Below are 25,986 nucleotides of genomic sequence, written 5' to 3'. Positions count from 1 at the left end.
GGGTCAAAGTAACTAAAAGAAATATTAATCCTTTATATTTACAAAACGTATTTATCCACAAATAAAATATGACTTTAAAAGACAAACTCGCGGCACAACGCATTTATCTGATATTGGCAGCTTTATTTATCACGTCATTGGTAGTTTCCAACCTCATTTTTCAAAAGTTTTTTTATTGGTACCCACTCAATATCGAGGTGTTCAATACTAAACTTTTTGAAATATCAGTTGGCATTCTTCCCTACCCAATCACTTTTTTGATTACCGACTTGATCAGCGAGATTTACGGAAAAAAAAGAGCGAACCAAGTGGTGCTAACCGGGATTTTTGCCTCCGTATTTTCGTTACTGATCATTTTAGTAGCCAATGCCGTGCCCGCCACGTCTTGGTCGCATGTAAAAGATGACACGTTTGCCCATGTGTTTGGGAATTCGGCCATCGCCGTTTGCGCCAGTATGCTCGCCTATTTATTTGCCCAATTTATTGACATTCAAGTATACCATTTTTGGAAACGACTCACCAAAGGCAAGTATCTTTGGCTGCGCAACAATTTTTCAACTTGGTTCTCGCAGTTCATAGATACGTTTACCATTGTATTCCTATTGTGTTCCTTTCATATTATTGAATGGAGCAATTTTACAGGCCTATTGATATCAGGGGTATTATTTAAAGTTATCGTAGCACTATTGGATACGCCCTTATTGTATCTGGGTGTTTACATAATTAAAAAACGCTTTCAGCTTGACTTAAACGACGAGCTACAGCTCATCTAATTTCCTAAAGTTTTACTAAACATTCATGGTCCTCAACAAATCTATGACCTTATACGTATATATTTACACAAACCTACTCAACACCTATGAAAAAAGTATTTAAAATTATTGGAATAACCATTGTAATAATTATAGCCTTACTAGTTGCCATTCCACTTTTGTTTCAGTCCCAAATCAAGGACATGATCAAGACCACTTTGAATGACAATCTAAATGCCAAGGTTGAATTTGAAGATGTTAACTTAAGTCTTATTAGCAACTTTCCGAAGGCTCATGTCACCATTGACAATTTATCCATTACCAATTTGGCACCGTTTGAAGGCGAAACCTTAGCTTCGGTAAAATCTATTGCCTTGAACATGTCCATCATGGAACTTTTTAAGGATTTCGAAACCGAGCCACTTGCCATTAGCAGTTTTAGTATTGATGAGGCTTTGGTGAATATTCTAACCGATAAAGAAGGGAACAGCAATTACGATATCGCTAAAGCAAGCGACACACCTTCAACCGAAGACGCTCCTTCAGAAAGCAGCGGGAATTTCACTATCGACATTCAAGATTACAGTATCAGCAATACCAACTTGATTTATGTGGATGCCGCCTCAAACATGGAAGTACGTGTTGCCAACCTTAACCACTCAGGAAAAGGACAGTTCTCCGCGGAACGCTCACAATTGGACACCAATACAGACCTATTCATCAACTTGGCTATGGATAGCACACAATACCTCTCTAACATGCATTTGAAACTTGATGCAGTTATTGGATTGGATTTAGAACAGAACATGTACACCTTTAAGGACAACAAAGGCTACATCAACGCCCTGCCATTGCATTTTGACGGCTATGTAAAACTATTGGAAAATGCACAGGAATTGGATATTACCTTTGAAAACCCTGGATCTTCATTCAAGGATTTGTTAGCCTTGGTTCCAGAAGCCTATGCTAAAGACTTAAATGGCGTAGAAACCAATGGAGATTTCAAATTATCAGGAATTGTAAAAGGTCAGCTTTCCGAAACCACGATTCCAACTTTGGACATTACTATGATTTCCAACAATGCGTCCTTTAAATATCCTGACTTACCAAAAAGGGTAGAGAACATTCAAATAAACACTTCTGTTAAAAACAGCACTGGAAATCCGGACGACACTTTTGTTGCTATCGATGCTCTGAATTTTAAAATAGACCAAGACATCTTCAAATCGTCCGCAACCATTAAAAACCTAACCAAAAACATGGCCGTAAACGCAAAAGTGGACGGCACCCTTAATTTAGGAAACCTCTCCCAGGCTTACCCGCTGCAATTGGAAGAAGAACTGAGCGGTATCCTAAAAGCCAACATACAAACGGCTTTCGATATGAATGCCTTGGAAACAAATGCCTACGAACGCATTAAGGCCAATGGAAATTTAAACATAACGGACGTTGTATTTACTTCGGAAAGCATGCTGAACCCTATAGAAATTGCAAAGGCCGACCTGTCATTTTCTCCTCAAAGTGTTTCCCTAAATACCTTTGATGCCAAAACGGGTAATTCTGACTTCAAGGCCTCTGGAACTCTTAATAATTTTATGGGCTTTGTATTTAGTGACAAGACACTTCAAGGGAATTTCAACTTGAGCTCCAACAAATTTGTGGTGAACGATTTTATGACAGAAGACACCTCTGTTGAAACGGAAACCCAAACAGAACCACAAACCACTGAAACTTTAAAAATTCCAGACTTTTTGGATTGCAAAATTTCAGCCCAAGCCAATACCGTTGTGTATGACAACCTAAACCTTAAAAATGTTAAAGGAACCTTGACGATTAAAGACCAACAGGCCATCCTGTCTGATATGAGCAGTGATATTTTCCAAGGCAAGTTGGCAATTGACGGAACGGTTTCTACCAAAACGGAGACCCCAACCTTCGATTTCAAATTGGGGGCTTCCAATTTTGACATTGCACAATCGTTTAATGATCTGCAATTGTTTCAAGCATTGGCTCCAATTGCAAAAGCATTACAAGGCCAGATGAATTCTAGCATCAATCTTTCTGGAGCGCTTAACAGTGACTTGGCTCCTGACTTGAATTCCGTAACGGGAAATGCCGCCATGGAACTTTTGACCTCTAAAATAGAACCAAAAGAAGGCCCTGTACTGAACAAGTTGAAAGACGAAATGTCCTTTATAGATTTTGACAAACTGGATTTAAAGGATCTTAAAACCAAATTGAAGTTTGCCGATGGAAAAGTAAACGTAAAACCTTTCCATATTAAATATGAAGACATTGACATTGAGGTTTCCGGATCGCATGGATTTGACATGTCTTTAGCCTACAATACGGTGTTTAATGTTCCTGCGAAATATTTGGGAAGTGATGTCAATAAACTACTTGCCAAAATGGACGACAGGGATGTTAAAAACATGACCGTTCCTGTTTCGGCCAATATTGGAGGAACATATGCCAATCCTAAAATTTCCACAGACCTAACAAGCGCCGCTTCCAATTTGACAAAACAATTGGTGGAAATGCAAAAGAACAAACTCCTCAATTCAGGGTCTGATCAAGTAAAAGACCTATTAGGCGGTTTGATGGGAGGCAATTCCAAAGAAGAAACTCCTGATAGTTCCAGCAATGCTACAGGTGATAGCAGCAAAACAGAAGATGCCGTTACTGAAGGAGTTAAGGACGTTTTGGGAGGCTTATTTGGGAAGAAAAAAGAGAAGGACAATAACTAAGTTATTCTGCTTAATTTAATGATGTAACTTATTCTCAATATAAATTGAATAAAGTTTCACAGTTTTATTTGCATAGTTCAATTAAAAAATTACATTGTGGGTTAATAAATTTAAATATCTATGATAAAAATTGTAATTAAAGAAGGCGAAAGTATTGAGCGTGCATTGAAGCGATACAAGCGTAAGCACAGAAATGTCAAGGTGATGCAAAACTTAAGAGAGGGGCAATTTTTCACGAAACCGTCCGTAAGAAGACGACGTGAAATTCAAAAAGCTTCTTATATCCAAAACTTAAGAGACCAAGAAGATATTTAATATACATGAAAAAGGCTACCTCAGGGTAGCCTTTGCTTTTCAATGTATTACTTATCTTGTGCTAACGTATGGAAATATCAACCACCAACCCTTCGTTGGCGCGTACGTTAAACACGGTTTGATCTTCAAAGATTAGGTATTGTCCTTTAATCCCTGACAGCCTCCCGGTATATGAAGGTGTTTTTCCTAAATTTAAACTTTTAGGTTTTAATGGATATTGCTCCACAGGAAACTCCAATTCGGTTTCTGTATTGGACGCTATAATGTACTCTCTTGCTTCTTCAGGAACGAAAGGCAACAAGCGTTCGCGCCATTCTACCAGGTTTTCATCCACCACCTCATTTTTAAGCATCGTGCGCCAATTGGTTTTATCAGACACATGTTCTTTTAGGGCCACCTCGGTAATACCTGCTAAATACCTATTGGGCACTTCTACAATTTCAATGGCTTCATGCGCCCCCTGATCTATCCATCTAGTAGGCACTTGTGTTTTACGTGTTACCCCTACTTTAACACTACTAGAATTGGCCAAGTACACAATATGCGGTTGCAACTGCACTTTCTTTTCGTATTCCAAATCGCGGTCTTCTTTTCCTAGATGCGCCGTACTCAATTCTGGTCTCATTATCCAATCTGCCGCTTGAGGCACTTCAAAAAAGCAACTTTTACAAAACCCCTGTCTATAAATTGGCTTATCCAAACCACAATTCAAGCATTCAAATTTCACAAATTGAATACTTATTGTTCTATTTAGCAGTTGGTTTAGGTTTAAAAAGTCAATTTTAAACACCAAATAATACTGTATGGGGTGTCCATACTCGGTCTCCATTTTTGTGAGAACTCCTTGGTAGGTCATAAAAAAAAATGTTATTTTTAGTTACTTTTTTTAAAGATACTGCAAATATGCCAATTCCTTTAGTAAATTCCATTGCCTCGTGGTTTTTAAAAAAACGATTTCATCAAATAGAGCTATTTTTAAAATATCCCAATGAGGTACAAAATGAATTGTTATTGGATCTTATTAATATTGCCAAAGACACGGAATTTGGCAAAAAGTATGATTTTGAGTCCATAAAAAGCTACCAAACGTTTGCTGATAGAATTCCCATTTCATGTTATGAAGATTATCAAAATGTTATAGAGCGCTCCCGTTTGGGTGAACATAATATCTTTTGGCCCAGTCCTATCAAATGGTTTGCCAAATCTAGTGGCACCACCAATGCCAAAAGCAAGTTCATCCCCGTAAGTTATGAATCGTTGGAAGATTGTCATTACGCAGCCAGCAAGGACTTACTGTGCATGTACCTCAACAACAATGAAGACTCGCAACTATTCACAGGAAAAAGCTTGCGCTTAGGCGGTAGTAAAGAACTTTATAAAGAAAACGGCACAGTGTTTGGCGACCTGTCTGCCATTTTAATTGACAATATGCCCTTTTGGGCCGAGTTTAGTAGCACACCCAGTAATAGGGTGTCCCTTATGAGCGATTGGGAACATAAAATGCAGGCCATTGTTGATGAAACCATAAATGAGAACGTAACTAGTTTAGCTGGCGTGCCTTCTTGGATGCTCGTCCTTTTAAATAATGTATTGGATACCACTGGCAAGCAAAGTATCACCGATGTATGGCCGAATTTGGAAGTATATTTTCACGGAGGTGTGAGCTTTGTGCCATATGTAGACCAGTACCAAGCTATCCTTCCTAAAAAGGACTTTAGGTATTACGAAATCTACAATGCCTCTGAAGGCTTTTTTGCCATTCAGGACCAAAACAATTCCAACGAGCTATTGCTTATGTTAGACTATGGCATTTTCTACGAGTTCATTCCTATGGACACTTATGGCACTCCTGAAGAAAAAGTTATCCCACTGAGCGAAGTTGAAAAGGACAAAAATTACGCAGTAGTTATAACCACCAATGCTGGTTTGTGGCGCTATAAAATTGGGGATACGATAAGGTTTACCTCACTACACCCATACCGCGTGAAGGTTTCTGGCCGCACCAAACACCATATCAATGTTTTTGGAGAAGAATTGATTATTGAAAATGCCGAGGATGCGCTTAAAGAAGTATGTAGAAAAACGGCTTCTGAAATTGTAGAGTATACCGCCGCACCTATTTTTATGAACGGGCACGATAAGGGGTCGCATGAATGGCTCATTGAATTTAAAACACCTCCTAAAGATGTAAACCAATTTGGAGAACTTTTTGACAATGCTCTTAAATCATTAAACTCCGACTACGAAGCCAAACGCTACAACAATATGACCTTGAACATGCCCAAAATTAATATTGCTAGGGAGCATTTATTTTATGATTGGTTGAAACAGCATAACAAATTGGGAGGCCAACACAAAGTTCCTCGTTTATCGAATAACCGAGAGTACATGGATGAATTATTGAAATTGAATTTTTAAAATTTAAAACCTGCTGAAAAATCCGATTAACGTCTTGTCTAAAATCCGCATAACGATTATTTAAATGCATTTGTCCAATAAACTACTACGTCATTTTTATCTTACACAAATGCCACTATATTTACATTAATAATGTTGACAATCCTCCCTTAACATTGTCATTATTCCAATGCAATTTTAGAACATATAAAAGGCTTGTCCTTTTCAAAATATAGTATTGCAGAATATTAATTATTGATCCAAATAGCAAAAAAGCCACTCAAATTGAGTGGCTTTTTTTTTAATCTATCGATGTAATGATTAGGATACAGCTTTAAGCTTTTTTAGCGCCGTTTTATTCAGTTTATCCTCCGCATAACTCCTTGTAACCTTCAACTTGTTATCATCGCTGCTAGGCATTTCAAACATAGCATCGGTAAGGATTTCTTCACATAAAGAACGTAATCCTCTAGCACCAAGTTTGTATTCAATAGCCTTTTCAACTATATAATCCAAAGCGTCATCGGTGATAGTAAACTCAATATCATCCATTTCAAACAGCTTTTTGTACTGCTTGATTATTGCATTTTTGGGCTGCGTTAAAATAGCGCGCAAAGTTGCCGCATCCAACGGATCCATATAGGTAAGTACAGGCAAACGACCAATAATTTCCGGAATCAATCCAAAATCCTTTAAATCCTTTGGAATGATATATTGAAGCAAATTATTAGTATCTACTTGAGCATCTTCATGAGCAGCTTTATAGCCTATAGCAGCCATATTGAGACGCTTTGAAATGATGCGTTCGATACCATCAAAAGCTCCTCCCGCAATAAACAGGATGTGCTCTGTATTTACTTCTATAAATTTTTGGTCTGGGTGCTTACGACCTCCTTTTGGCGGCACATTAACCACTGTACCCTCTAACAACTTCAACAACGCTTGTTGCACCCCTTCTCCGGAAACATCTCTAGTGATTGATGGGTTATCACTTTTTCTGGCAATCTTGTCAATTTCATCAATAAACACGATGCCTTTTTCAGCCTTCTCCAAGTTATAATCGGCAGCTTGCAACAAACGGGTCAAAATGCTTTCCACATCTTCCCCAACATAACCTGCCTCGGTTAACACTGTAGCATCCACAATGGCCAATGGCACATTTAGCATTTTGGCGATGGTTTTTGCCATCAAGGTTTTACCTGTACCGGTTTGCCCCACCATAATGATATTACTCTTTTGGATTTCAATATCATCTTCACTTGCAGGTTGCAACAAGCGCTTATAGTGATTGTATACCGCTACGGACATCACTTTTTTTGTGTACTCCTGACCGATGATGTACTCATCCAAAAAGCCTTTGATTTGCTGTGGCTTTCTAAGCATTAACTCTGTCGATAGTTCGGAGTTGTCACTTTGCTTCGACTCTTCCAATACAATACCATGCGCCTGCTCAATACAGCGGTCACAGATATGGGCATCCAAGCCTGCTATAAGCAGATTGGTTTCTGGCTTTTTCCTACCACAAAACGAACATTCTAATTCTTCCTTTGCCATAAATTCAAAAATTCAATTTAAATATCTACTGGATATTTATACGTTACGGGATAAAACTTCATCAATCATTCCATACTCCAAAGCCTTTTCTGCTTTCATCCAGTAATCTCTATCACTGTCTGCATATACTTTGTCGTAGTCCTGTCCCGAATGTTTACTAATTATTTTATAAAGTTCCTCTTTCAAGGTTAATATTTCACGAGCTGTGATTTCAATATCGCTAGCTTGTCCTTGCGCTCCTCCCAATGGTTGGTGGATCATTACTCTGGAGTGGGTCAAGCCGCTGCGCTTTCCTTTAGTTCCGGCGCACAACAACACTGCTGCCATGGACGCCGCCATACCAGTACAGATTGTTGCTACATCTGGCTTGATTAGCTGCATGGTGTCGTAAATTCCCAACCCGGCATACACACTACCACCTGGAGAGTTGATATATATTTGAATGTCTTTGGATGCATCGGTGCTTTCCAAAAACAACAACTGCGCCTGGATAATATTGGCCACTTGATCATTGATTCCTGTTCCCATAAAAATGATACGATCCATCATTAAACGGGAAAACACGTCCATTGCCACAGCATTCATTTGGCGCTCTTCAATAATATTTGGGGTTAAGTTTGTTGGATACATACTACTCATAATTTTGTTGTAATATGTACTGCTAACTCCTTGATCTTTTATTGCAAACTTTTCAAATTCTTTTCCGAAATTCATATGTCTAATTGTTGTTAATAATTGATAAAACCTGAGGCGTTTACAGGTAGTAAATGACCTGGATTTTTGACGGTCAAAAAAAAGCGTAAAACCCGATAGTTTTACGCTCTAAATATAATCATTTATTCTGTAACAATTAACTGTAAAACTCTTTTACAAAATCGTCATAAGTAATCTCTTTTACTTTAAGATTTCCTTCTGCTTTGTAAAGATCCAATAGTTTTTGACTCATCAATTGCTCAGACAAACGCTTCACTTCGTCTTGGTTAGATAAAATTCTAGCAGCAATATTGTCCAATTCTTCCTCCGCAGGGTCCATTTGTCCAAATTGCGCCATTTGCGCTTTAATCATTTCCTTAGCGTGAGCTTTCAAATCATCAAAAGTTACCTGAAGGTTGTGATCTTGAATCAATTTTCCTTCAATCAATTGGTAACGCATGCTCTTTTCAGACTTCTCATACTCTTCTTTAGCTTGGTCTGCATCCAATTGCTCTTCTCCTGCTGTTTGAATCCACTTTTGCAAGAATGCCGCAGGTAAATCAAACTTAGTATTCTCTACAAGGTACTCAGTTACATCGTTCAACAATTTTTGATCACCTTGCTGTGCAAATTGCTTTTCAGAATCTACTTTGATTTTCTCTTTCAATTCCGTTACAGAAGTTACCACTCCCTTACCAAACAATTTATCAAACAATTCTTGATCTAAATCTGCCAACTCTCTTGTGTTGATTTCTGTAACCGTAAAGGTTACTTCAACGTCCAATCCGTGTGCATCGTCATGAGATACTTTCAAGAAGTGCATTAAGTCGTGATCGTCGTTAAACAATCCTTTCGTCTTTAAAGTGATAACATCTCCAACCTTTGCCCCAACAAATTTCTTCTCGTTGGTTTTACCTTTAATTTTATCTAAAGTAATTGTAGCTGTGTTGTTGATTTCCTTTTCTTCGTTAGCGAATACACCCGTAATTTCATCATCTTTAGACGCGGTTTCCTGAGACACCAATTTACCATATTGCTTACGGATATGTTCTACTTGGTCATCCAACATCTTATCATCGGCAACAATTTGGTATTGCGTAATTGCTTTTTTCGATTTCAACTCTACGTCAAACTCAGGAGCCAATCCTAATTCGAATTCAAAAGAAAAATTATCGGCATCCCAATCCAAATCGTCCTGAGGCTTTGGCAATGGGTTTCCTAAAACATCAAGCTTCTCTTCTGTAAGGTATTTGTTCAAGGCATCCTGCAACAGTTTGTTTACCTCATCTACCAAGACAGCCTTACCATATTGTCTCTTTACCATGGTCATTGGCACATGTCCTTTTCTAAAACCAGGAATGTTAGCCGATTTACGGTAATCTGAAAGGATTTTCTCCACTTTATCGCTGTAGTCCTCTTTTGAGATATCTACTTTAACAACAGCATTTAATGCGTCAATGTTTTCTCTTGTAATATTCATTATCGAATCGTATAAAAATTGGGTTGCAAAAGTACATATTTTTTGCAACTCGGCAAAGTTTTCAAGGTATTGTATTTAGGGGAGTTAAGAAAAAAATAAGACATACAATTATAGGATGGTATTTCTTCTTACTCTTAAACCCATAAATGACTTAATGAAATACAAAAGAAAAAGTTTAATAATAGTAGACATATCATTGAAATTTGGAGCAATTAATTTAGTGATATATAAAAAATAAGGTTTTTCTTTCAATAAAACTTGTAAAAAAAAGTAATATTGTTTAGATTATTTGCGCAAATGATAACTCAATAAGAAAATTAAATTTAAAAATCAACCAAAAATTATGAAAAACATTCTATCATTAGCAGTTCTTTTATTCAGCCTTGCCTTTTTTGTATCATGTCAAAAAGAAGAAGAAGATTCCATAAATAATCAAGATGAAAGCTTAGAAAACTTTAACTTAGATAACATTGAGTTTGAATTTACGGCAAGGATGTTTCAAACAACCTACAATTTAACTCAAATTGATTTATCAACTATTATCGAGACAACCGTTAACGACTTATATTCGGAAGAATTAAACGAACATGAGTTTTTGGCTATCAACTTCCTCATTAAGGGCGAGCTAGTTACCATAACTCCAATTACCGGCCCAGTGAACCCAACTCCCCATGGAGACGACGAAGATTGCCGTGGTCAAAGTGGCGATGGCTGGGAACTATTTGACACTTGTTACACCGAAAATTGTGCAAAACAAGCTACGGCAACCGCTGCCTCGGAACTAGCAGAATCATTAGAAAACGGCAAATGCATAGACATTAGAATTAAAAGAAACAGAGCCAATGTTAAAGTCTGCGGAAGACTTATTGACTGTTAAACACAACTATTCCAAGCCCCTTTATTTTTATATTTTAGAGGCTTTTTTAGTCTTATCTGCTTTAATTATCGTCTTTTAAAACAGAGTACAATATGGATTCCAGTATGGACAGGAGAACACTGAATAAAATGGCCGTCCAAATACTGCTCACTCCAAAACCATCGATAAAGCTACTGGCCATAAGCACAATCAACGCGTTGATTATCAACAAAAACAAACCAAGGGTAACAATAGTAATGGGGAGCGTTAAAATAACTAAGATGGGCTTTACAATGGCATTGAGCAAAGCCAATACTATCGCGACGATGATGGCAGAGGTAAATCCAACCACTTCAACCCCTGGCAATAATTTTGCCAAAATAACAACGGCCACAGCCGACAATAAAATTCTGATAACTAGTTTCATAAGATCGTATTTTAAATAAAAATACGAATTTTATGTTAGGAATTTTATGACATCCTCAAAAAACTCTTTTGGGTTTTCTGCATGCAGCCAATGCCCTGCATTGGTTACCGTTTCTATTTGGGCTTTAGGAAAATGCGCCTTGATTAAAGTCTCATCCTGCAATGCAATATATTCCGATCTGTCTCCTCGCAAAAACAAGGTATCCTTTTCAAATTTAGCATGCACAGGAAGTGCTTCGCCAACTTCCGCCACATTGGCTTTCAATGCTTCCAAATTCAACCTTAGGGCCAACTGCCCTTTTTCTTTCCAATACAAATTCTTCAACAAAAACTGACGGATCCCAAAATCTGTTATGTAACGCGACAAGGCCTCATCGGCCTCACCTCTATTGGCTATAGCAGAAAAATCCAATTGGCTCAAACCTTCCAGAATGGTATCGTGATGTACAGGATAAAAACGCGGGGAAATATCGGCCACAATCAATTTGGATACCAGCTCAGGATGTTTTGCAGCAAACAACATAGCTGTTTTCCCGCCCATGGAATGCCCTAACAATACAACTTCGGAAAGTTGGTGCGATGTAATGTATGCTTTCAAATCATCAGTAAGCACTTCATAGTCGAAAGTGTCACTATGAGGACTACGGCCATGGTTACGCTGGTCTACCAAATGCACTTCATAGCCTTCTTCACTAAATTTCTTCCCCAGAGTCTTCCAGTTATCCCCCATCCCTAAAAAACCATGTAGGATAATAAAAGGTTTACCGGCACCAATGATATTTGAATGTAACTGCATTTTGAATCGTTTTCTTGAATAATATGTTTGGATTATTTTAAGCGCTGTAAATACATTTGGATGACATTTTCAACTCCCAAATACAAACTTTCGGAGATTAATGCATGCCCAATCGATACCTCTAATAACCCAGGGATATTATCTTTAAAAAATTTGATATTGTCCAATGACAAATCGTGACCAGCATTGATGCCCAAACCAAGGTCATGGGCCAACACAGCACATTCATTATAAGGCTTTATAGCGTCTTTATTTCCCAAAGTATATTGATGGGCGTAAGCTTCGGTATACAGTTCAATCCTGTCGGTTCCCGTAGCTTTGGCACCTTCAATTTGCGCCATAACAGGATCTACAAAAATTGAAGTCCTAATGCCATTTCGTTGAAATTCAGCAATAACATCCACCAAAAAGTCTTTATGCTTCAATGTATCCCAACCCGCATTGGAGGTAATGGCATCTTCAGCATCTGGCACTAATGTTACTTGGGTTGGCTTTACTTCCAAAACCATATCCACAAACTGTTTTATTGGATTACCTTCAATATTGTACTCCGTATAAACTACAGGTTTCAGATCGTAAACATCCTGGTAGCGAATATGACGTTCATCCGGCCTTGGGTGTATCGTCACCCCTTGAGCCCCAAACTCTTGAACGTCTTTTGCAAATTGCACTACATTAGGCACATCGCCTCCTCTAGAATTTCTTAAGGTGGCAATCTTATTTATATTTACACTTAATTTTGTCATCAACTTTTCATTTGACCAACAAAAATACAAAGTCCTTAACGCTTTTTGTAGTTATTTTTAATTAATTTGCAATAGTATACTTTAGAGATATGCCTTTAGAACAGTACATAATCAATGATATTAAACCTTTAAGTTTGAATGATAAAATCAGTGACCTGAAATTATTGTTTAACGAGCTCACCTATTCCCATATTCCTGTAGAAGATGACACGGTATATTTAGGATGTATATCTGAGACTGATGCGCATTGCTTTGAAGGTTCCAAATTGATTTCGGAAGTTAAATATGCCATTGAAGGCTTTTTTGTACGTACGCATACCAATTGGCTAGATGTTTTAGAAATGTTTGCTCAGAATGACTGCAATATCATGCCTGTTTTAGATCAAAACAATACTTATCTGGGCTATTATGAACTCAATGACATCATCAATCTTTTCAACGAAACCCCATTTTTCTCGGAGGCTGGCGGCATTTTGATTATTGAAAAGGGGATTCAAGATTATTCTTTTAGCGAAATAAGCCAAATTGTTGAATCAAACGACTCGAAACTCTTAGGCGCTTTCATTTCCAAAATGGACAACGACATGGTCCAAATAACCCTAAAGGTTGGGCATGGTAACCTCCATAACATCATGCATACCTTCAGAAGATACAGTTACAACATTATTTCAGGACATGAAGAAGACACCTATATCGAAAACCTAAAGGACCGTTCTGAATACTTAAAGAAATACCTTAACATTTAAGGCATGAAAATAGCCATTTACGGTCAGTTTTATAACAGCAATAGTTCCTTTTGCATCACTACCTTACTTGAATTTTTAAAACAACAGCAAGCCGAGGTTTATGTTGAAAAAAGCTTTTTTGACATGCTTTGCAATGAGCACAACATGGGCATCAACCAATGCGATACATTTTCTACCCTTGACAGTAGCTATGACCTACTGATAAGTATTGGTGGAGATGGTACCATTTTAAGAGCTATTACCCATGTGCGGGATTGCGATATCCCTATAGTAGGCATCAATACCGGCAGACTGGGTTTTTTGGCAACCATACAAATCGAGGAGATAGAACAGGCCTTAACCGATATTTTAAAAGGCAACTACAAAATATCTGAACGCATTTTATTGAGCGTTACCACAAAACCAGAAAACAGCGATTTGGTAGAAACTAATTTTGCATTAAACGAGGTAGCTGTAAGCCGAAAGAATACCACGTCCATGATTACGGTCGAAACCCACCTAAATAATGAATACCTAACCTCCTACTGGTCGGATGGACTAATTATTTCTACACCAACAGGATCCACGGGCTACTCATTGAGCTGCGGTGGACCGGTAATAATGCCAGGTGCTCATAATTTAGTCATTACCCCCATTGCACCACACAATCTCAATGCCAGGCCGTTTGTAATTCCGGACGACACAGACATACAACTAAAGGTAAATGGAAGAGAAGACCACTATTTAATTTCTCTGGATTCTCGAATAACAACCTTGCACAATTCTACTCTAGTTTCCATCAAAAAGGCACCCTTTTCCATAAAGATGGTAGAGCTTGTACACGAAAGCTTTATAGACACCTTGAGGAAAAAATTACTTTGGGGTGAAGACAAAAGAAATTAGGCAATAAATCCCCTTAAATACTGTTTAACTGTAAGACAATTTGTTTCAAATTGTTATAGGCTAATCATATTTATTATATTTGCAAACTTTGAAAAACCAATGAGGTACTTAATTCTCTTTTTTTTAAGCATGTTCCTTTCACAATCCTTAACCGCTCAAATTTATGAGGTTGGGGTATTTGCGGGAGGCAGTAATTTTATTGGAGACGTTGGAGCTACCAACTACATATCCCCAAATGCACCCGCTTTTGGAGGTATTTTAAAGTGGAACCGAAGCCCAAGACACTCCTTTAGATTTTCACTGATTTATACAGATCTTGAGGCTGACGATAGAAAATCGGACGACCCAAGGCGAAAAGAAAGAGCCTTTGCCTTTTCCAACGGACTCTTGGAAGCCTCTGCTGGAATGGAGTTTACCTTTTTTGATTTCAACCTACACGAAAGTGGCACACACTTTACCCCATACCTCTACTCTGGTGTAAGTGTAGCAAAACATGACAATTTTTACTTTTTGTCCAATGGGGATATTGTTGAAGAAGGCACGAGCAGTTGGGCCTTTGGAATTCCAATTACATTAGGTATCAAAACCAATATAACCAGTAGCTTTATTTTAGCTTTGGAAGTTGGTGCTCGCTATACCTTTTCAGATGAATTGGATGGTAGTGTTCCAGATTTTGACAACGATAGCACATTAGGATTTGGAAACACAAACAGTAACGATTGGTATGTATTTTCAGGAATAACCCTTACCTATACGTTTGGGCAAAAACCTTGTTATTGTAATTTTTAAAATGAGTAGAAAAGACCAAATAAACACCAACAAACTACCCAAACACGTAGCTATTATCATGGATGGTAATGGCCGATGGGCAAAGCAACAGGGACTTTTAAGAGTCGTAGGCCACGAAAACGGCACCAAATCTGTGCGGCAAATTGTAGAAGCAAGTGCAGAACTGGGCATTGAAAACCTAACGCTTTATGCCTTTTCTACGGAAAATTGGAATCGCCCAAAGTTGGAGGTACAAACCTTAATGAAACTCCTGGTAAAATCCCTGAAAAAAGAGATCAAAACCCTTCAAGATAACAACATCCGTCTTAACGCCATTGGCAACCTCAATGATCTTCCAGGCAATGCTCATTCTGAACTGTTGGAAGTAATGGAACGCACCAAAGAAAACTCCAGAATGACCCTAACACTGGCCTTAAGCTATGGTGCCAGGGAAGAATTGGTGAGTGTAGTAAAAAAAATAGCGGATAACGTTAAAAATAATATAATTTCTCCCGAAACTATTGATGAATCAATTATAAATAAGCATCTTTACACGCAAAATTTGCCCGATGTAGACCTACTTATCAGAACCAGTGGGGAGCAGCGAATAAGCAATTTCCTTTTGTGGCAAATTGCCTATGCCGAATTATATTTTACCGATATATTGTGGCCTGATTTTAGAAAGGAAGATTTATATGACGCTTTGATCAATTATCAAAACAGAGAACGACGATTTGGAAAAACCAGTGAACAACTTAGCTAAGAAAATACTTTTGAAAACATACCTAAATTCAATTCTTATTGCACTATTTCTTTTCTGTTCAAGTGTAAATATTGCCCAAAACACCAACTACAATACTGGTACCAACTATATAATTGAAGACATTACCGTAACTGGCAACACAAACTTTAGTGCCAATACTGTTATCTCTTATTCTGGACTTAGAAAAGGAGAGGAAGTTACTATTCCAGGAGAATCCATAAGTAAAGCGATTAAAAAGCTATGGGACTCCAACCTCTTTAGCACCATTGACATCTACTTGGTAAAAACCGAAGGGAATTTGGCCTATTTAGAGATTCATTTGGTGGATTTACCAGAACTTAACGAGGTAGTTATTAACGGTGTTAAAAAGTCCAAAAAGGAAGAGATTATCAACGAAAATAAGCTCACCAAAGGAGTAAAAGTTACCGAAAACCTTATTACTACAACTAGAAACTACCTTACATCCAAGTATAAAAAAGACGGTTATTTAAATACCAAGGTAAATGTAATCACTAAAGAAGTACAGGATTCCATACAAAAAAGCCGGGTAGATATGGCCGTGAATATTGATAAGGGCCAAAAGGTTAAGGTTAAAAGCATTGAATTTACAGGTAATGAAAAAATAGCCGACGAGAAGCTTAGAAAGGCAATGAAAAATACCAAACAAAAGAACTTTCTAAGAGTTTTAAAACGCTCCAAATATATTGAAGCCGATTACAAAGAGGACCTCGTAAGCGTTATCGATAAATACAAGGAAAATGGGTATAGAGATGCTAGGATCATTTCCGATTCCATTATATACAATAACGACAAAACTATTTCTTTATTGGTAGACTTGGAAGAAGGTGAACAGTACAAATTTGGTAAAATTACCTTCGTAGGGAACAGTGTATATACCGATGAACAACTTCACAGCATCCTCCGCATTAAAGAAGGAGACACCTATAATGGTGTAGAACTTAGAAAGCGTATTGCTGACGACACAAAACCAGACGCTATCGATTTAACAAACCAATATCAAAACAATGGTTATTTGTTCTCAACTATTAACCCTGTAGAGGTTAGTGCCGATGGTAACGTTATTGATATGGAAATTCGTATTTCAGAAGGAAAACCGGCCTATTTCAATGAGGTATCCGTATCTGGGAACGATAAAACAAATGACCGTGTAATCTACAGAGAACTGCGCACCAAGCCTGGGCAGTTGTACAGCAAAGAAAATGTTATTAGAACTATTCGTGAACTTGGACAATTGGGCTTCTTCGATGCGCAGCAGCTTACTCCAAACATGAAAAATTTCAATACTGTAGACGGTACTGTTGATATTGAATACCAAGTTGTGGAAAAAGGTTCCAGCCAAATTGAACTTCAAGGAGGTTACGGTGGCGGTGGCTTTATTGGAACTTTAGGGTTATCCTTCAACAATTTCTCCATGAGAAACATCTTTAATAAAGACGCTTATAAACCAGTACCGATGGGTGATGGACAAAGCTTGGCCTTACGTTTGCAAGCCAGTAGATTTTTCCAAACCTATAGCTTTTCTTTTTCTGAGCCTTGGTTAGGAGGAAAACGTCCATTGCAATTATCGACCTCTATTTCCCATACTAAACAGTTCTTATATAATTATCAAACAAGAGATGCTGATAAGGACAGACGTTTTAACATCACTGGTGTATCTGTAGGTCTTTCTAAGCGCTTAACTGTGCCAGATGACTTCTTCTTCCTGTCGCAAGCATTGAGCTTTCAACATTACAACTTAAAGAACTACAATACTGGTCTATTTACCTTTGGGGATGGTTACTCTAACAGTTTAGCTTATACCATTGGTTTAACACGTAACAACACCTATACAGATCCAATTTATCCCATGGGAGGTTCTAACTTTTCCATCTCGGCTAAATTGTCACCTCCTTATTCTTTGTTCAACAATGTTGATTATGGTGCTCTTAAGGACGAACGTGACGCCTTAGACCCAACCAATGAGGATGATGCTGCCCGTATTGCGGAAATCGATCAAAAACGTTTCAATTGGTTAGAGTATTACAAAATCAAATTTAAAGGAGATTGGTATACCCGTATCGTAGATAAATTGGTATTGCGCTCTGGAATGGAATTTGGTTTCTTAGGTGCCTACAACCAAGACAGAGGAATTATTCCTTTTGAGCGTTTCTTCCTTGGAGGAGATGGTTTAGGCAACTACTCCTTAGATGGTAGAGAGATTGTACAATTAAGAGGATATCCAAACCAATCCATTCGTCCTGTTGAAGAAGATGGTTCTATTACAGACGATGGTGCATCAATCTATAACAAGTTTTCATTAGAATTACGTTACCCTATAACTTTAGGTGCACAAGCCAAAATCTTTGCACTTATGTTTGCTGAAGGCGGGGCTGCATTTAGTGAATTCCAAAGTTATAACCCATTCCAACTTAATCGTTCGGCGGGGGCAGGATTACGTATCTTTATGCCGGCCTTTGGATTGTTAGGAATTGATTTTGGTTACGGGTTTGACCCAGTGCCAGGATCAACTGGAAGCAATGGTTGGGAAACGCATTTTATTATTGGTCAACAATTTTAAGTTTGGCATGATATTTTCTCATATATGCTAGAAGGATTTAGCGTAGGTGTTAAAATTTTTCAGAATATATTTCGTTAATTTGGAAAAGTTAAATTCAAATGGCGGAAACAACACAAAATCTGTCATTCCTAAGGTTTAAAGAAAAGATCAATAAATCACAAAACAGTAACAGATGAAGTATAGAGTTCTTTTTTTAATGATAATGATAGGTCTAAGTAGCTTGGTCTCCAATGCCCAAAGAGGCGTTCGCGTTGCTTACATAGATACCGAATACATCTTAGAAAACGTACCCGAGTACCAAGAAGCTTCAAACCAATTGGAAAAAAAGGCTCAAGACTGGAAAGCAGAAATCGAGCAACGTTTGAGCGTGGTAGACCAAAAAAAGAACCAACTGGACAACGAGCGCGTACTTCTTACTAAAGAACTTTACGAAGAGCGCTTGGAAGACATTGCATTTGAAGAACAGCAAATATTAGACTATCAACAAAAACGTTTTGGACCAGAAGGCGATTTAATCACACAAAAGCGCCAATTGATCCAACCAATCCAAGATCAAATATTTTCTGCTGTTCAAGAAATTGCGGCGAACAAAAAATATGATTTTGTTTTTGATAAATCTGCAGATTTGGTAATGCTATATTCTTCCGAAAGGTATGATATTAGCGAATTGGTAATCCGAAGCATTACAAGAGCTTCCAAACGTACCCAAGCTCAAAACAGAGCTGAACGTAGAGCAGCCGAGGATGAAGAAGTCGTACCAGAAATCAATGAGGAATTGGAAGAGCGCGAAGCTGCCTTGCAAGCCAAGCAAGATGCTCGAGCCAAAGCCATTGAAGATCGTAAAGCGGCTCAACAAAAACGTCGTGATTCTTTGGAAGCAGCTGCCGAAGCTAGAAGACAAAAAATCTTGGAAGAAAGAGCAAAAGCTAAAGCCGAAAGAGACAGTATTAGAGCCGCAAAATCGGGTAAGACCAATGAAAAAGATGATGCTGACGCCAAAAAGGATGGCGATAATGATAATGTAAATCAAGCTAGTAAAACGGAGGAAAAAACTCCAGAACAAATAGCAGAAGAAAGAAGACAACAAAAATTAAAAGAACGGGAAGCTCGCCAAAAAGAGCTTGAAGAACGACGTCAACGCATTCTGGCCGAGCGAGAAAAGGCAAAGAAGGAACGCGAAGCACAAAATAAAGAAAAAGATAGTACAGGAAATTAACCACTATAACATTAATATTTAAACACGTAATACTTTAAAAATGAAACAATTTAAGACCCTTTTATTTGCAGCGGCACTTTTTGTTGGAGCTACCAGTTTCACAGTTGCACAAAGTAAAGTTGCTCATATTAACACAACTGAGTTAGTTGAGGCGATGCCAGAAATGAAAACTGCACAATCAGAAATTGAAAAACTAACTAAGACTTACGAGGCTCAAATTAAAGAGATGGCTAATGAGCTTCAAAACAAAATGAAGCAATACCAAGCTGAAGTAGATACAAAAACAGACGAAGAGAATGCTAAAAGAGCCCAAGAAGTTCAAACTATGGAGCAAAGCATTCGTCAATATCAAGCTCAAGCACAACAAGACCTTCAAAAGAAAGAAGCTGAATTATTGAAACCAATTTTCGATAAAGCAAAAGCTGCAATCCAAAAGGTAGCAAAAGCTCAAGGCTTCAACTACGTATTGGATTCTACTCAAGGTGGAGGCGTATTGGTTGCTGACGGTAAAGACCTTTTACCAGACGTTAAGAAAGAATTAGGTTTCTAATCCATTCACAAAAAAATTAAAAAAAGCCGCTTTACACAAGCGGCTTTTTTATTTTTGTAGCGATGAGTAAACAACCCATAGGTATATTCGATTCCGGTGTTGGCGGAACTTCTATTTGGAAAGAGATCCAGTTGCTCTTACCCAATGAAAACACCATCTATCTTGCGGATAGCAGCAACGCACCCTATGGTACCAAAACCAAACAACAGATCATTGATCTAAGTATTAGGAACACCCAATTCTTATTAAACAAAGGCAGTAAACTCATTGTGGTGGCCTGCAACACTGCTACAACCAATGCCATTAAAATGCTTCGTAGTACTTTTGATGTGCCTTTTATAGGCATTGAGCCTGCTATTAAACCAGCGTCATTAAACACCTACACCAAAGCGGTTGGTATTTTGGCAACCAAGGGAACACTTTCAAGCGAACTTTTTCATACCACTACCAATCTATATAGCAATGGTATTAATGTTATTGAACAAGTTGGAGATGGCATTGTTGAATTGATTGAAAGTGGAAAGATCCATTCTGAAGAAATGGAAGCCTTATTGAAAGGATATTTGCAACCTATGATAGATGCCAATATAGACTATTTGGTGCTAGGTTGCACCCATTACCCCTATTTGATGCCTTTGTTGCTTCAAATCCTTCCTAAATCGGTTAAAATCATCGATTCGGGAGCAGCTGTCGCAAGACAAACCAAAGCCATCCTGCACCAGCACCATTTATTAAATACTGAACCTTCAAAAACGTCCTACGATTTCTACACAACAGGAACACCGCAAGTCATGGAATCACTGCTAGGAGAAGACTACAAAGTCCAACACATTTCACTTTAGGCTTCCTGAAACCAGCTAGAGTATTTCACGTAGTTATTGGCAATTCTATCAATTTCTCCGGAAATTAATTCCTCGCTGATATCCTTAACTTTTTTAGCGGGAACACCAGCATAAATACTCCCCGATTCCACTACCGTATTCTTGGTCACCACTGCGCCAGCAGCAATGATACTGTTACTTTCAATCACACAATCATCCATCACAATGCTTCCCATACCAATCAACACATTATCGTGAACAGTACAACCATGTACAATAGCGTTATGCCCAATGGACACATTGTTACCAATAGTGGTAGGAGACTTTTGATAAGTCGCATGAATGACGGCGCCATCCTGGATGTTTACCTTATCCCCCATTTTTATAAAATGAACATCTCCGCGAATCACGGCATTGAACCAAACACTACATTGCGAGCCCATGCTCACCTCTCCAACAATTGTGGCATTTTCGGCCACAAAACAATCCTCAGGAATCTGAGGGAACTTTCCGTTAACAGGTTTAATAACTGGCATAATCTTTTATTTGATGACGTTTAAAAAACGTAGAATTATTTAAAATAAGATAGCAGATCTGATTTTTTGGAGGCCGAAACCATGATTTCCTTACCGTTGCTCAACACAACGCTCCCTCCCTTCCCTTTTACATATTTAGTGACTTCATTGATATTCACTAAATAGCTTTTATGGACTCTTACAAAACTACTACCTATTAGGGCTTCCTCAAAGTATTTTAGTGTTTTACTTACCAGTTTTTTTCGGTTATTTCCTAAAAATATTTCGGTGTAATTGTCATCGGCTTTGCAGTACAAAATATCGGCTGTATTTAAAACTTCAAACCCATCCTGTTGGGGTATTGTAATCTTCCCATTAATCCCATTGGTTTTAGGAACCAACACCTGATCTTGAAGCGCATTTTCCTTAGTTTTCACTTCGGTAACATAGTCCACGGCTTTGATGAGTTCGTCTATAGAAACCGGTTTCATCAAATAATAAGACGCATGAGCATTCAAGGCGTCGATGGCATAATGGTTATAAGCGGTTACAAATACCGTTTCAAAATTAATATCTCCTACCCTATCCAATAAATCAAAGGCATTTCCATACGGCATTTCAACATCCAAAAACACCAAGTCCAAAGCTTGATTTCTTAGCAACACCAAGGCTTCCTCAACATTAGCTGCCTCACCTAAAACTTCCACATTGGGACAGTATTTTTTTAGATAATTCTTTAAAATCTCTCTGCTGGTTTCTTCGTCCTCAACGATAATGGCTCTTAGTTTCATAATGCTAGATTTTGGTTGTTTTTATATCTTATGAGATGTACTTTAATCGTCCTAATCCTTTTTCAGGGTAACTACCACTTTAGTACCTGAATCTTCTTCCTGCTGAAAGTCCTCAATCCTTACATCAATTTTATCCTTGTACATGTCGTTTAGAATGGAAATTCGCTTTTTGATATTGTCCATCCCTTTACTTTTTTGTTGCTGTTGTCGTTCAGTTTTCAAGGCTTTGGAACGCTCCCTCCCTATACCATCATCTGCAATGGTAATACATATTTCATCCTCGTTTACCTTGTCTATAGCAATAGATAAATGACCTTTTTCATTTTTATAGCGCAAACCGTGCCATACTGCATTTTCAATATAAGGCTGTAACAACATGGGCGGAATTTTATAATCCCCAACATTTATTCGGTCATCCACGGTAATGCTATAATCAAACTTGTCCTTGAACCTAAAATGCTCCAATTTGGTATAAAGCTCCAATAACTCAATTTCCTTTTGCAGCGGAATAAAGTCTTCCTCACTGTTTTCCAGAACGGCCCGCATCAAATAGGAAAAATCACTTAAATACTTGTTTGCGGTACGCTCATCATTCAGCGCTATAAAACTGTTTACCGAGTTCAAAGCATTAAAAATAAAATGCGGATTCATTTGACTCCTCAATGATTTCAATGCCAGCAAATTATTGGCCAAACGTTGCTGCTTGATATATTTAAACATGAAATAGGCGGTAACCAAAAGCAATACAACTCCAAACACCAAGGAATAAATAATCAATTGTTGTCGCTTGTTGCGCTCGTTGGAAAGCTGGTATTTACTTTCAGATAATTGTCGGTCACTTTCCAAACTATTGATCCTATTTTGCTTTTCAATAATACTCCTGTTGAAACGCGCCAACTGCGAAATCTCTTGCTCCTTTTTAATATAAAGTTCATCAACCGCTGCGGTGTACTCTTCAAAAGTCTTCCTTGCTTTGTCAAAATCTCCAGCATCGGCATATACATCAGACAATTTACGGGTGGCATCCTTTTTCACCACCAAATCTTCCTTATCATCAGCCTCCTTAATACTTCTTTCCAAATAGGAAATAGCACTGTCAAAATCCTTCTGAAGAAAATAGGCATTTCCTATCTTATAATTCTGCTTTTGCGGTGTAAGCGCACTTTCATTGTCTATTATGGAATCATGAAGTTGAATATCCGAAATATCATCCAAGGCCTCCTTTCTTAACTTAATTTCATCGGAATAGTTTTGGTTTTCACTATTAAATTCCGCTACGGTGATTTTCTCTTCCACAGCTCTTTTCTTATTCTCCTTAGAAGCCAGATTTAATGAATTATCAAATAATTTTTTAGCCTTTTCTACTTCCCCTTGCGAATTATAAGCCTGTGCAATTTTGGAACTCAAGTCCGTAACCTTTGGAGTGATTAAATGCGTTTGTGCTTCCCCTAGGCCCTTTTTGTAATTCTCTATAGCTTTTGTGTAAGCTTTTGTTCCATAATAGGTATCTCCCAAACCTTCATAATAAACTACTTTCTGAAACGCCTGTAAACTCCCCAAATCGATAGTTCCATAGACATCCAAACTTTCCTGATAGTTTTTGTTCAATCTATAGGCATCTCCTAATTTTAACTGAACCTCATTGGACATTTGATTTTGGAGACTAATCCTATAATTGCTAACAGCTAAATCGTACTGCTTCCAAGCTTTGTAAATATCTGCCAAGGTTTCATAGGCTTCGGCACTTTGGTTGACCGAATAACTTTCCTTGAGTGCCTCGGTGACAAACTGAATGGCCTTTTCGGCATCCTGTTTAGCATACACATTAGCAGAATCAATCAACTGCTTAAAGGCTTTAAAATCTCTTTTTTGATAACGATTGCTAACCAAAGAAGGACTTACAGGTTCTACCTGCACCAAGATACGATCTTGACTCACGATGGTGTAATAGACTGTTTCAAAATCTTTGTGTCGAATGGCCAATTCATCACCTATTTTCACTTGGATTCTAAACTCCCCGTTACTATCGGTCTTAGTATAGCCTCCACCATTTACCTCAATATTCACTTTTGGAATGGGTTGGTAAGTCCTCTTTTCTTCTACCTTACCTTTAACGATAAAGGTCTGTGCCTCCTGTAGTATTTGATTTTGGCCAACTGCAAAGAAGGTAGCCAAACAAAACAGCAGTATAAAATTGTATTTAAAAATTGCAGCCATTTAAGAATATTGAATGTATAAACATAATCACTTTAATTGGCATTTTAAAACTGAAAAAATCAAAAAACTATCCAAAGACCAAGCCTTTAGACAGCCTCACTCAACAGCATTCCCCATTCACTCATTCAACCTGATAATTCACTAATTCTAGGTTTAATAAGAAATAAGGTCATTATAGCTTTAAAGTTCAAATCAAAAAACAACAAGATTATGAAACCACTTCTCAAACCTTTCCTATTGGCTACAAGTGTTGCTGTTATGTGCTCCTGTAATGCCAACAATTCAAAACCAATGACAACCGATTTAGCAACCGTAATTCACGATACCGCACCCCATAATCAAGAACAATACATTAAAGTAGCCTTGTTATTGGATACAAGCAACAGTATGGATGGCCTCATTGACCAGGCTAAAGCGCAATTATGGAAAATTGTCAACGAACTCTCCTATGCCAAATGCAACGGCAACAGCCCAAAACTTCAAATTGCGCTTTATGAATATGGCAATGATAACCTGAATGCAGATGATGGATATATAAGGCAAATTCTTCCCTTTAGTGACGATTTGGATGACATTTCCAAGCAATTGTTTTCACTCAGCACTAATGGAGGTCAAGAATATTGTGGTCAAGTTATTCAAACGTCTCTTAGCGAACTGCAATGGGGCAACAATCAAGATGATTTAAAGCTCATTTTTATTGCAGGAAACGAACCTTTTACACAAGGGCCAATTAATTACAAAAAAGCGTCTGAATTGGCCGTAGAAAAACATATTACAGTGAATACCATTTTCTGCGGCGATTACAACCTAGGAATAAATACCTATTGGAAAGAAGGTGCGGATGTTGGCCATGGCAATTATATGGCTATTGACCACAACCAACAAACTGTTTATATAGCCACTCCATATGATAGTGAAATCCTTCAACTCAATCAAAAACTGAATGGAACTTATGTGGCTTATGGAAATATTGGTAAAGAGAAAATAATGGAACAGAAAATTCAAGACACCAATGCGGCTGCTTTAGGGGAAGCAAGTCGCGTAAGTCGCACCGTAAGCAAAAGCACTCACCTCTATACAAATTCCAACTGGGATTTGGTGGACGCTGTCTCAAATGAAGAATTAAAACTTGAAGATTTAGAATCCTCCGAACTGTCAGAAGAATTGCAGGGCAAGTCTCCATCAGAAATTAAGGCCTATGTCGCTGCAAAGGAAAAGGAGCGTAAAGCTATACAAGAAAAAATACAGCAACTCAACAAAAAGCGACTGCACTTCATTGAAGCAAACAAAACTGAAGAGGATCAAAATTTGGAAGAAGCCATGCTCTCTGCGATAAAAACACAAGCCAAAAGGAAAAACTACCAATGGTAGAAGAGG

The 25,986-nt window shown here is 38.0% G+C and carries 24 protein-coding genes; 14 read left to right on the top strand and 10 right to left on the bottom strand.

The annotated features are described in order from the left end of the window. Window positions 1-68 precede the first annotated feature (68 nt). The 3 genes from RBH95_RS03540 to rpsU all read left to right on the top strand — a co-directional run bounded on the left by RBH95_RS03540 (window position 69) and on the right by rpsU (window position 3,814). Window positions 69-773, top strand: coding sequence for a queuosine precursor transporter (locus RBH95_RS03540; RefSeq protein ID WP_307901348.1), 705 nt, complete (start codon window positions 69-71; stop codon window positions 771-773). A gap of 86 nt (window positions 774-859) precedes the next feature. Next, the gene (locus RBH95_RS03535) at window positions 860-3,499 is read left to right on the top strand and encodes an AsmA family protein (protein ID WP_307901347.1); all 2,640 of its coding nucleotides are present in this window, start codon (window positions 860-862) and stop codon (window positions 3,497-3,499) included. Window positions 3,500-3,619: 120 nt separating this feature from the next. Then, complete coding sequence (gene rpsU, locus RBH95_RS03530) at window positions 3,620-3,814, top strand: 30S ribosomal protein S21 (RefSeq protein WP_053978163.1); 195 nt, start codon at window positions 3,620-3,622, stop codon at window positions 3,812-3,814. A 61-nt stretch (window positions 3,815-3,875) separates the two neighbouring features. Here the strand turns inward: rpsU and RBH95_RS03525 are convergent, their stop codons facing one another. Then, window positions 3,876-4,670 carry a DUF2797 domain-containing protein gene (locus RBH95_RS03525; RefSeq protein WP_307901346.1) on the bottom strand — a complete coding sequence of 265 codons (795 nt, stop codon included), beginning with the start codon at window positions 4,668-4,670 and terminating at the stop codon, window positions 3,876-3,878. 47 nt (window positions 4,671-4,717) lie between these two features. Here RBH95_RS03525 and RBH95_RS03520 point away from each other — a divergent pair, with 47 nt between their 5' ends. Next, entirely contained in the window at window positions 4,718-6,232 is a 1,515-nt protein-coding gene (locus RBH95_RS03520) for a GH3 auxin-responsive promoter family protein (RefSeq protein WP_307901345.1), read from the top strand. A gap of 300 nt (window positions 6,233-6,532) precedes the next feature. Here the strand turns inward: RBH95_RS03520 and clpX are convergent, their stop codons facing one another. The 3 genes from clpX to tig form a co-directional block, all read right to left on the bottom strand. Then, a complete protein-coding gene (gene clpX / locus RBH95_RS03515) occupies window positions 6,533-7,765 on the bottom strand; it encodes an ATP-dependent Clp protease ATP-binding subunit ClpX (protein WP_307901344.1) in 1,233 nt (410 codons plus the stop codon). Window positions 7,766-7,801: 36 nt separating this feature from the next. Next, window positions 7,802-8,479, bottom strand: a complete 678-nt coding sequence (gene clpP, locus RBH95_RS03510) for an ATP-dependent Clp endopeptidase proteolytic subunit ClpP (protein WP_307901343.1) — start codon at window positions 8,477-8,479, stop codon at window positions 7,802-7,804. Between the two features lie 136 nt (window positions 8,480-8,615). Then, on the bottom strand, window positions 8,616-9,938 hold the full coding sequence (tig, locus tag RBH95_RS03505; RefSeq protein ID WP_307901342.1) for a trigger factor: 1,323 nt from the start codon (window positions 9,936-9,938) through the stop codon (window positions 8,616-8,618). Window positions 9,939-10,281: 343 nt separating this feature from the next. On the opposite strand from tig, the gene RBH95_RS03500 reads away from it, so the two are divergent. Then, window positions 10,282-10,815, top strand: a complete 534-nt coding sequence (locus tag RBH95_RS03500) for a hypothetical protein (protein ID WP_307901341.1) — start codon at window positions 10,282-10,284, stop codon at window positions 10,813-10,815. A 61-nt stretch (window positions 10,816-10,876) separates the two neighbouring features. Here the strand turns inward: RBH95_RS03500 and RBH95_RS03495 are convergent, their stop codons facing one another. From RBH95_RS03495 to RBH95_RS03485, 3 genes are read right to left on the bottom strand one after another with little or no spacing between them, the layout of a single operon-like run. Next, window positions 10,877-11,221: a phage holin family protein gene (locus tag RBH95_RS03495; protein ID WP_307901340.1), complete on the bottom strand. Its 345-nt coding sequence runs from the start codon at window positions 11,219-11,221 to the stop codon at window positions 10,877-10,879. Between the two features lie 30 nt (window positions 11,222-11,251). Beyond that, on the bottom strand, window positions 11,252-12,016 hold the full coding sequence (locus RBH95_RS03490) for an alpha/beta fold hydrolase (protein ID WP_307901339.1): 765 nt from the start codon (window positions 12,014-12,016) through the stop codon (window positions 11,252-11,254). Window positions 12,017-12,048: 32 nt separating this feature from the next. Next, entirely contained in the window at window positions 12,049-12,762 is a 714-nt protein-coding gene (locus RBH95_RS03485) for a pyridoxine 5'-phosphate synthase (RefSeq protein WP_307901338.1), read from the bottom strand. Window positions 12,763-12,851: 89 nt separating this feature from the next. Here RBH95_RS03485 and RBH95_RS03480 point away from each other — a divergent pair, with 89 nt between their 5' ends. From RBH95_RS03480 to murI, 8 genes are all read left to right on the top strand, one after another. Continuing rightward, window positions 12,852-13,508, top strand: coding sequence for a CBS domain-containing protein (locus RBH95_RS03480; protein ID WP_307901337.1), 657 nt, complete (start codon window positions 12,852-12,854; stop codon window positions 13,506-13,508). Window positions 13,509-13,511: 3 nt separating this feature from the next. After that, entirely contained in the window at window positions 13,512-14,390 is an 879-nt protein-coding gene (locus RBH95_RS03475; RefSeq protein WP_307901336.1) for an NAD kinase, read from the top strand. Between the two features lie 99 nt (window positions 14,391-14,489). After that, a complete protein-coding gene (locus tag RBH95_RS03470) occupies window positions 14,490-15,179 on the top strand; it encodes a DUF6089 family protein (RefSeq protein WP_307901335.1) in 690 nt (229 codons plus the stop codon). Window position 15,180: 1 nt separating this feature from the next. After that, window positions 15,181-15,921, top strand: coding sequence for an isoprenyl transferase (locus RBH95_RS03465; RefSeq protein ID WP_307901334.1), 741 nt, complete (start codon window positions 15,181-15,183; stop codon window positions 15,919-15,921). Next, window positions 15,893-18,499 (top strand): outer membrane protein assembly factor BamA, encoded by a 2,607-nt coding sequence (bamA, locus tag RBH95_RS03460; RefSeq protein WP_307901333.1) that lies wholly within the window; start codon window positions 15,893-15,895, stop codon window positions 18,497-18,499. Before RBH95_RS03465 ends, bamA begins: the two co-directional genes overlap by 29 nt. 172 nt (window positions 18,500-18,671) lie before the next feature. Beyond that, window positions 18,672-19,715: an OmpH family outer membrane protein gene (locus RBH95_RS03455; protein ID WP_307901332.1), complete on the top strand. Its 1,044-nt coding sequence runs from the start codon at window positions 18,672-18,674 to the stop codon at window positions 19,713-19,715. 40 nt (window positions 19,716-19,755) lie between these two features. After that, complete coding sequence (locus RBH95_RS03450; protein ID WP_307901331.1) at window positions 19,756-20,265, top strand: OmpH family outer membrane protein; 510 nt, start codon at window positions 19,756-19,758, stop codon at window positions 20,263-20,265. A gap of 62 nt (window positions 20,266-20,327) precedes the next feature. Then, window positions 20,328-21,107, top strand: a complete 780-nt coding sequence (gene murI / locus RBH95_RS03445) for a glutamate racemase (protein ID WP_307901330.1) — start codon at window positions 20,328-20,330, stop codon at window positions 21,105-21,107. On the opposite strand, the gene RBH95_RS03440 is transcribed toward murI, so the two are convergent. From RBH95_RS03440 to RBH95_RS03430, 3 genes are read right to left on the bottom strand one after another with little or no spacing between them, the layout of a single operon-like run. Then, on the bottom strand, window positions 21,104-21,622 hold the full coding sequence (locus RBH95_RS03440) for a gamma carbonic anhydrase family protein (protein ID WP_307901329.1): 519 nt from the start codon (window positions 21,620-21,622) through the stop codon (window positions 21,104-21,106). The genes murI and RBH95_RS03440 overlap by 4 nt on opposite strands. A gap of 35 nt (window positions 21,623-21,657) precedes the next feature. Further along, the gene (locus tag RBH95_RS03435; protein ID WP_307901328.1) at window positions 21,658-22,392 is read right to left on the bottom strand and encodes a LytTR family DNA-binding domain-containing protein; all 735 of its coding nucleotides are present in this window, start codon (window positions 22,390-22,392) and stop codon (window positions 21,658-21,660) included. Between the two features lie 51 nt (window positions 22,393-22,443). Then, complete coding sequence (locus RBH95_RS03430; protein ID WP_307901327.1) at window positions 22,444-24,609, bottom strand: histidine kinase; 2,166 nt, start codon at window positions 24,607-24,609, stop codon at window positions 22,444-22,446. A gap of 210 nt (window positions 24,610-24,819) precedes the next feature. Between RBH95_RS03430 and RBH95_RS03425 the strand changes: the two genes are divergently transcribed. Next, window positions 24,820-25,980, top strand: a complete 1,161-nt coding sequence (locus tag RBH95_RS03425) for a VWA domain-containing protein (protein ID WP_307901326.1) — start codon at window positions 24,820-24,822, stop codon at window positions 25,978-25,980. The last annotated feature ends 6 nt before the right edge of the window (window positions 25,981-25,986 follow it).

It is taken from the genome of Mangrovimonas sp. YM274, assembly GCF_030908385.1.
GTDB lineage: Bacteria > Bacteroidota > Bacteroidia > Flavobacteriales > Flavobacteriaceae > Mangrovimonas_A.
Note: the sequence above shows the minus strand (reverse complement) of the source record. Positions and strands in the feature narration are given on the sequence as shown.

Bases quoted from the DNA above. Each gene is read 5' to 3' on its own strand.
- RBH95_RS03475 (WP_307901336.1), top strand. From the start codon at position 13,512: ATGAAAATAGCCATTTACGGTCAGTTTTATAACAGCAATAGTTCCTTT.
- clpP (WP_307901343.1), bottom strand. From the start codon at position 8,479: ATGAATTTCGGAAAAGAATTTGAAAAGTTTGCAATAAAAGATCAAGGA.
- RBH95_RS03435 (WP_307901328.1), bottom strand. From the start codon at position 22,392: ATGAAACTAAGAGCCATTATCGTTGAGGACGAAGAAACCAGCAGAGAG.
- RBH95_RS03525 (WP_307901346.1), bottom strand. From the start codon at position 4,670: ATGACCTACCAAGGAGTTCTCACAAAAATGGAGACCGAGTATGGACAC.
- tig (WP_307901342.1), bottom strand. From the start codon at position 9,938: ATGAATATTACAAGAGAAAACATTGACGCATTAAATGCTGTTGTTAAA.
- RBH95_RS03535 (WP_307901347.1), top strand. From the start codon at position 860: ATGAAAAAAGTATTTAAAATTATTGGAATAACCATTGTAATAATTATA.
- RBH95_RS03490 (WP_307901339.1), bottom strand. From the start codon at position 12,016: ATGCAGTTACATTCAAATATCATTGGTGCCGGTAAACCTTTTATTATC.
- clpX (WP_307901344.1), bottom strand. From the start codon at position 7,765: ATGGCAAAGGAAGAATTAGAATGTTCGTTTTGTGGTAGGAAAAAGCCA.
- RBH95_RS03430 (WP_307901327.1), bottom strand. From the start codon at position 24,609: ATGGCTGCAATTTTTAAATACAATTTTATACTGCTGTTTTGTTTGGCT.
- murI (WP_307901330.1), top strand. From the start codon at position 20,328: ATGAGTAAACAACCCATAGGTATATTCGATTCCGGTGTTGGCGGAACT.
- RBH95_RS03495 (WP_307901340.1), bottom strand. From the start codon at position 11,221: ATGAAACTAGTTATCAGAATTTTATTGTCGGCTGTGGCCGTTGTTATT.
- RBH95_RS03470 (WP_307901335.1), top strand. From the start codon at position 14,490: ATGAGGTACTTAATTCTCTTTTTTTTAAGCATGTTCCTTTCACAATCC.
- rpsU (WP_053978163.1), top strand. From the start codon at position 3,620: ATGATAAAAATTGTAATTAAAGAAGGCGAAAGTATTGAGCGTGCATTG.
- RBH95_RS03500 (WP_307901341.1), top strand. From the start codon at position 10,282: ATGAAAAACATTCTATCATTAGCAGTTCTTTTATTCAGCCTTGCCTTT.
- RBH95_RS03465 (WP_307901334.1), top strand. From the start codon at position 15,181: ATGAGTAGAAAAGACCAAATAAACACCAACAAACTACCCAAACACGTA.
- RBH95_RS03440 (WP_307901329.1), bottom strand. From the start codon at position 21,622: ATGCCAGTTATTAAACCTGTTAACGGAAAGTTCCCTCAGATTCCTGAG.
- RBH95_RS03485 (WP_307901338.1), bottom strand. From the start codon at position 12,762: ATGACAAAATTAAGTGTAAATATAAATAAGATTGCCACCTTAAGAAAT.
- RBH95_RS03520 (WP_307901345.1), top strand. From the start codon at position 4,718: ATGCCAATTCCTTTAGTAAATTCCATTGCCTCGTGGTTTTTAAAAAAA.
- RBH95_RS03450 (WP_307901331.1), top strand. From the start codon at position 19,756: ATGAAACAATTTAAGACCCTTTTATTTGCAGCGGCACTTTTTGTTGGA.
- RBH95_RS03480 (WP_307901337.1), top strand. From the start codon at position 12,852: ATGCCTTTAGAACAGTACATAATCAATGATATTAAACCTTTAAGTTTG.
- RBH95_RS03540 (WP_307901348.1), top strand. From the start codon at position 69: ATGACTTTAAAAGACAAACTCGCGGCACAACGCATTTATCTGATATTG.
- RBH95_RS03425 (WP_307901326.1), top strand. From the start codon at position 24,820: ATGAAACCACTTCTCAAACCTTTCCTATTGGCTACAAGTGTTGCTGTT.
- RBH95_RS03455 (WP_307901332.1), top strand. From the start codon at position 18,672: ATGAAGTATAGAGTTCTTTTTTTAATGATAATGATAGGTCTAAGTAGC.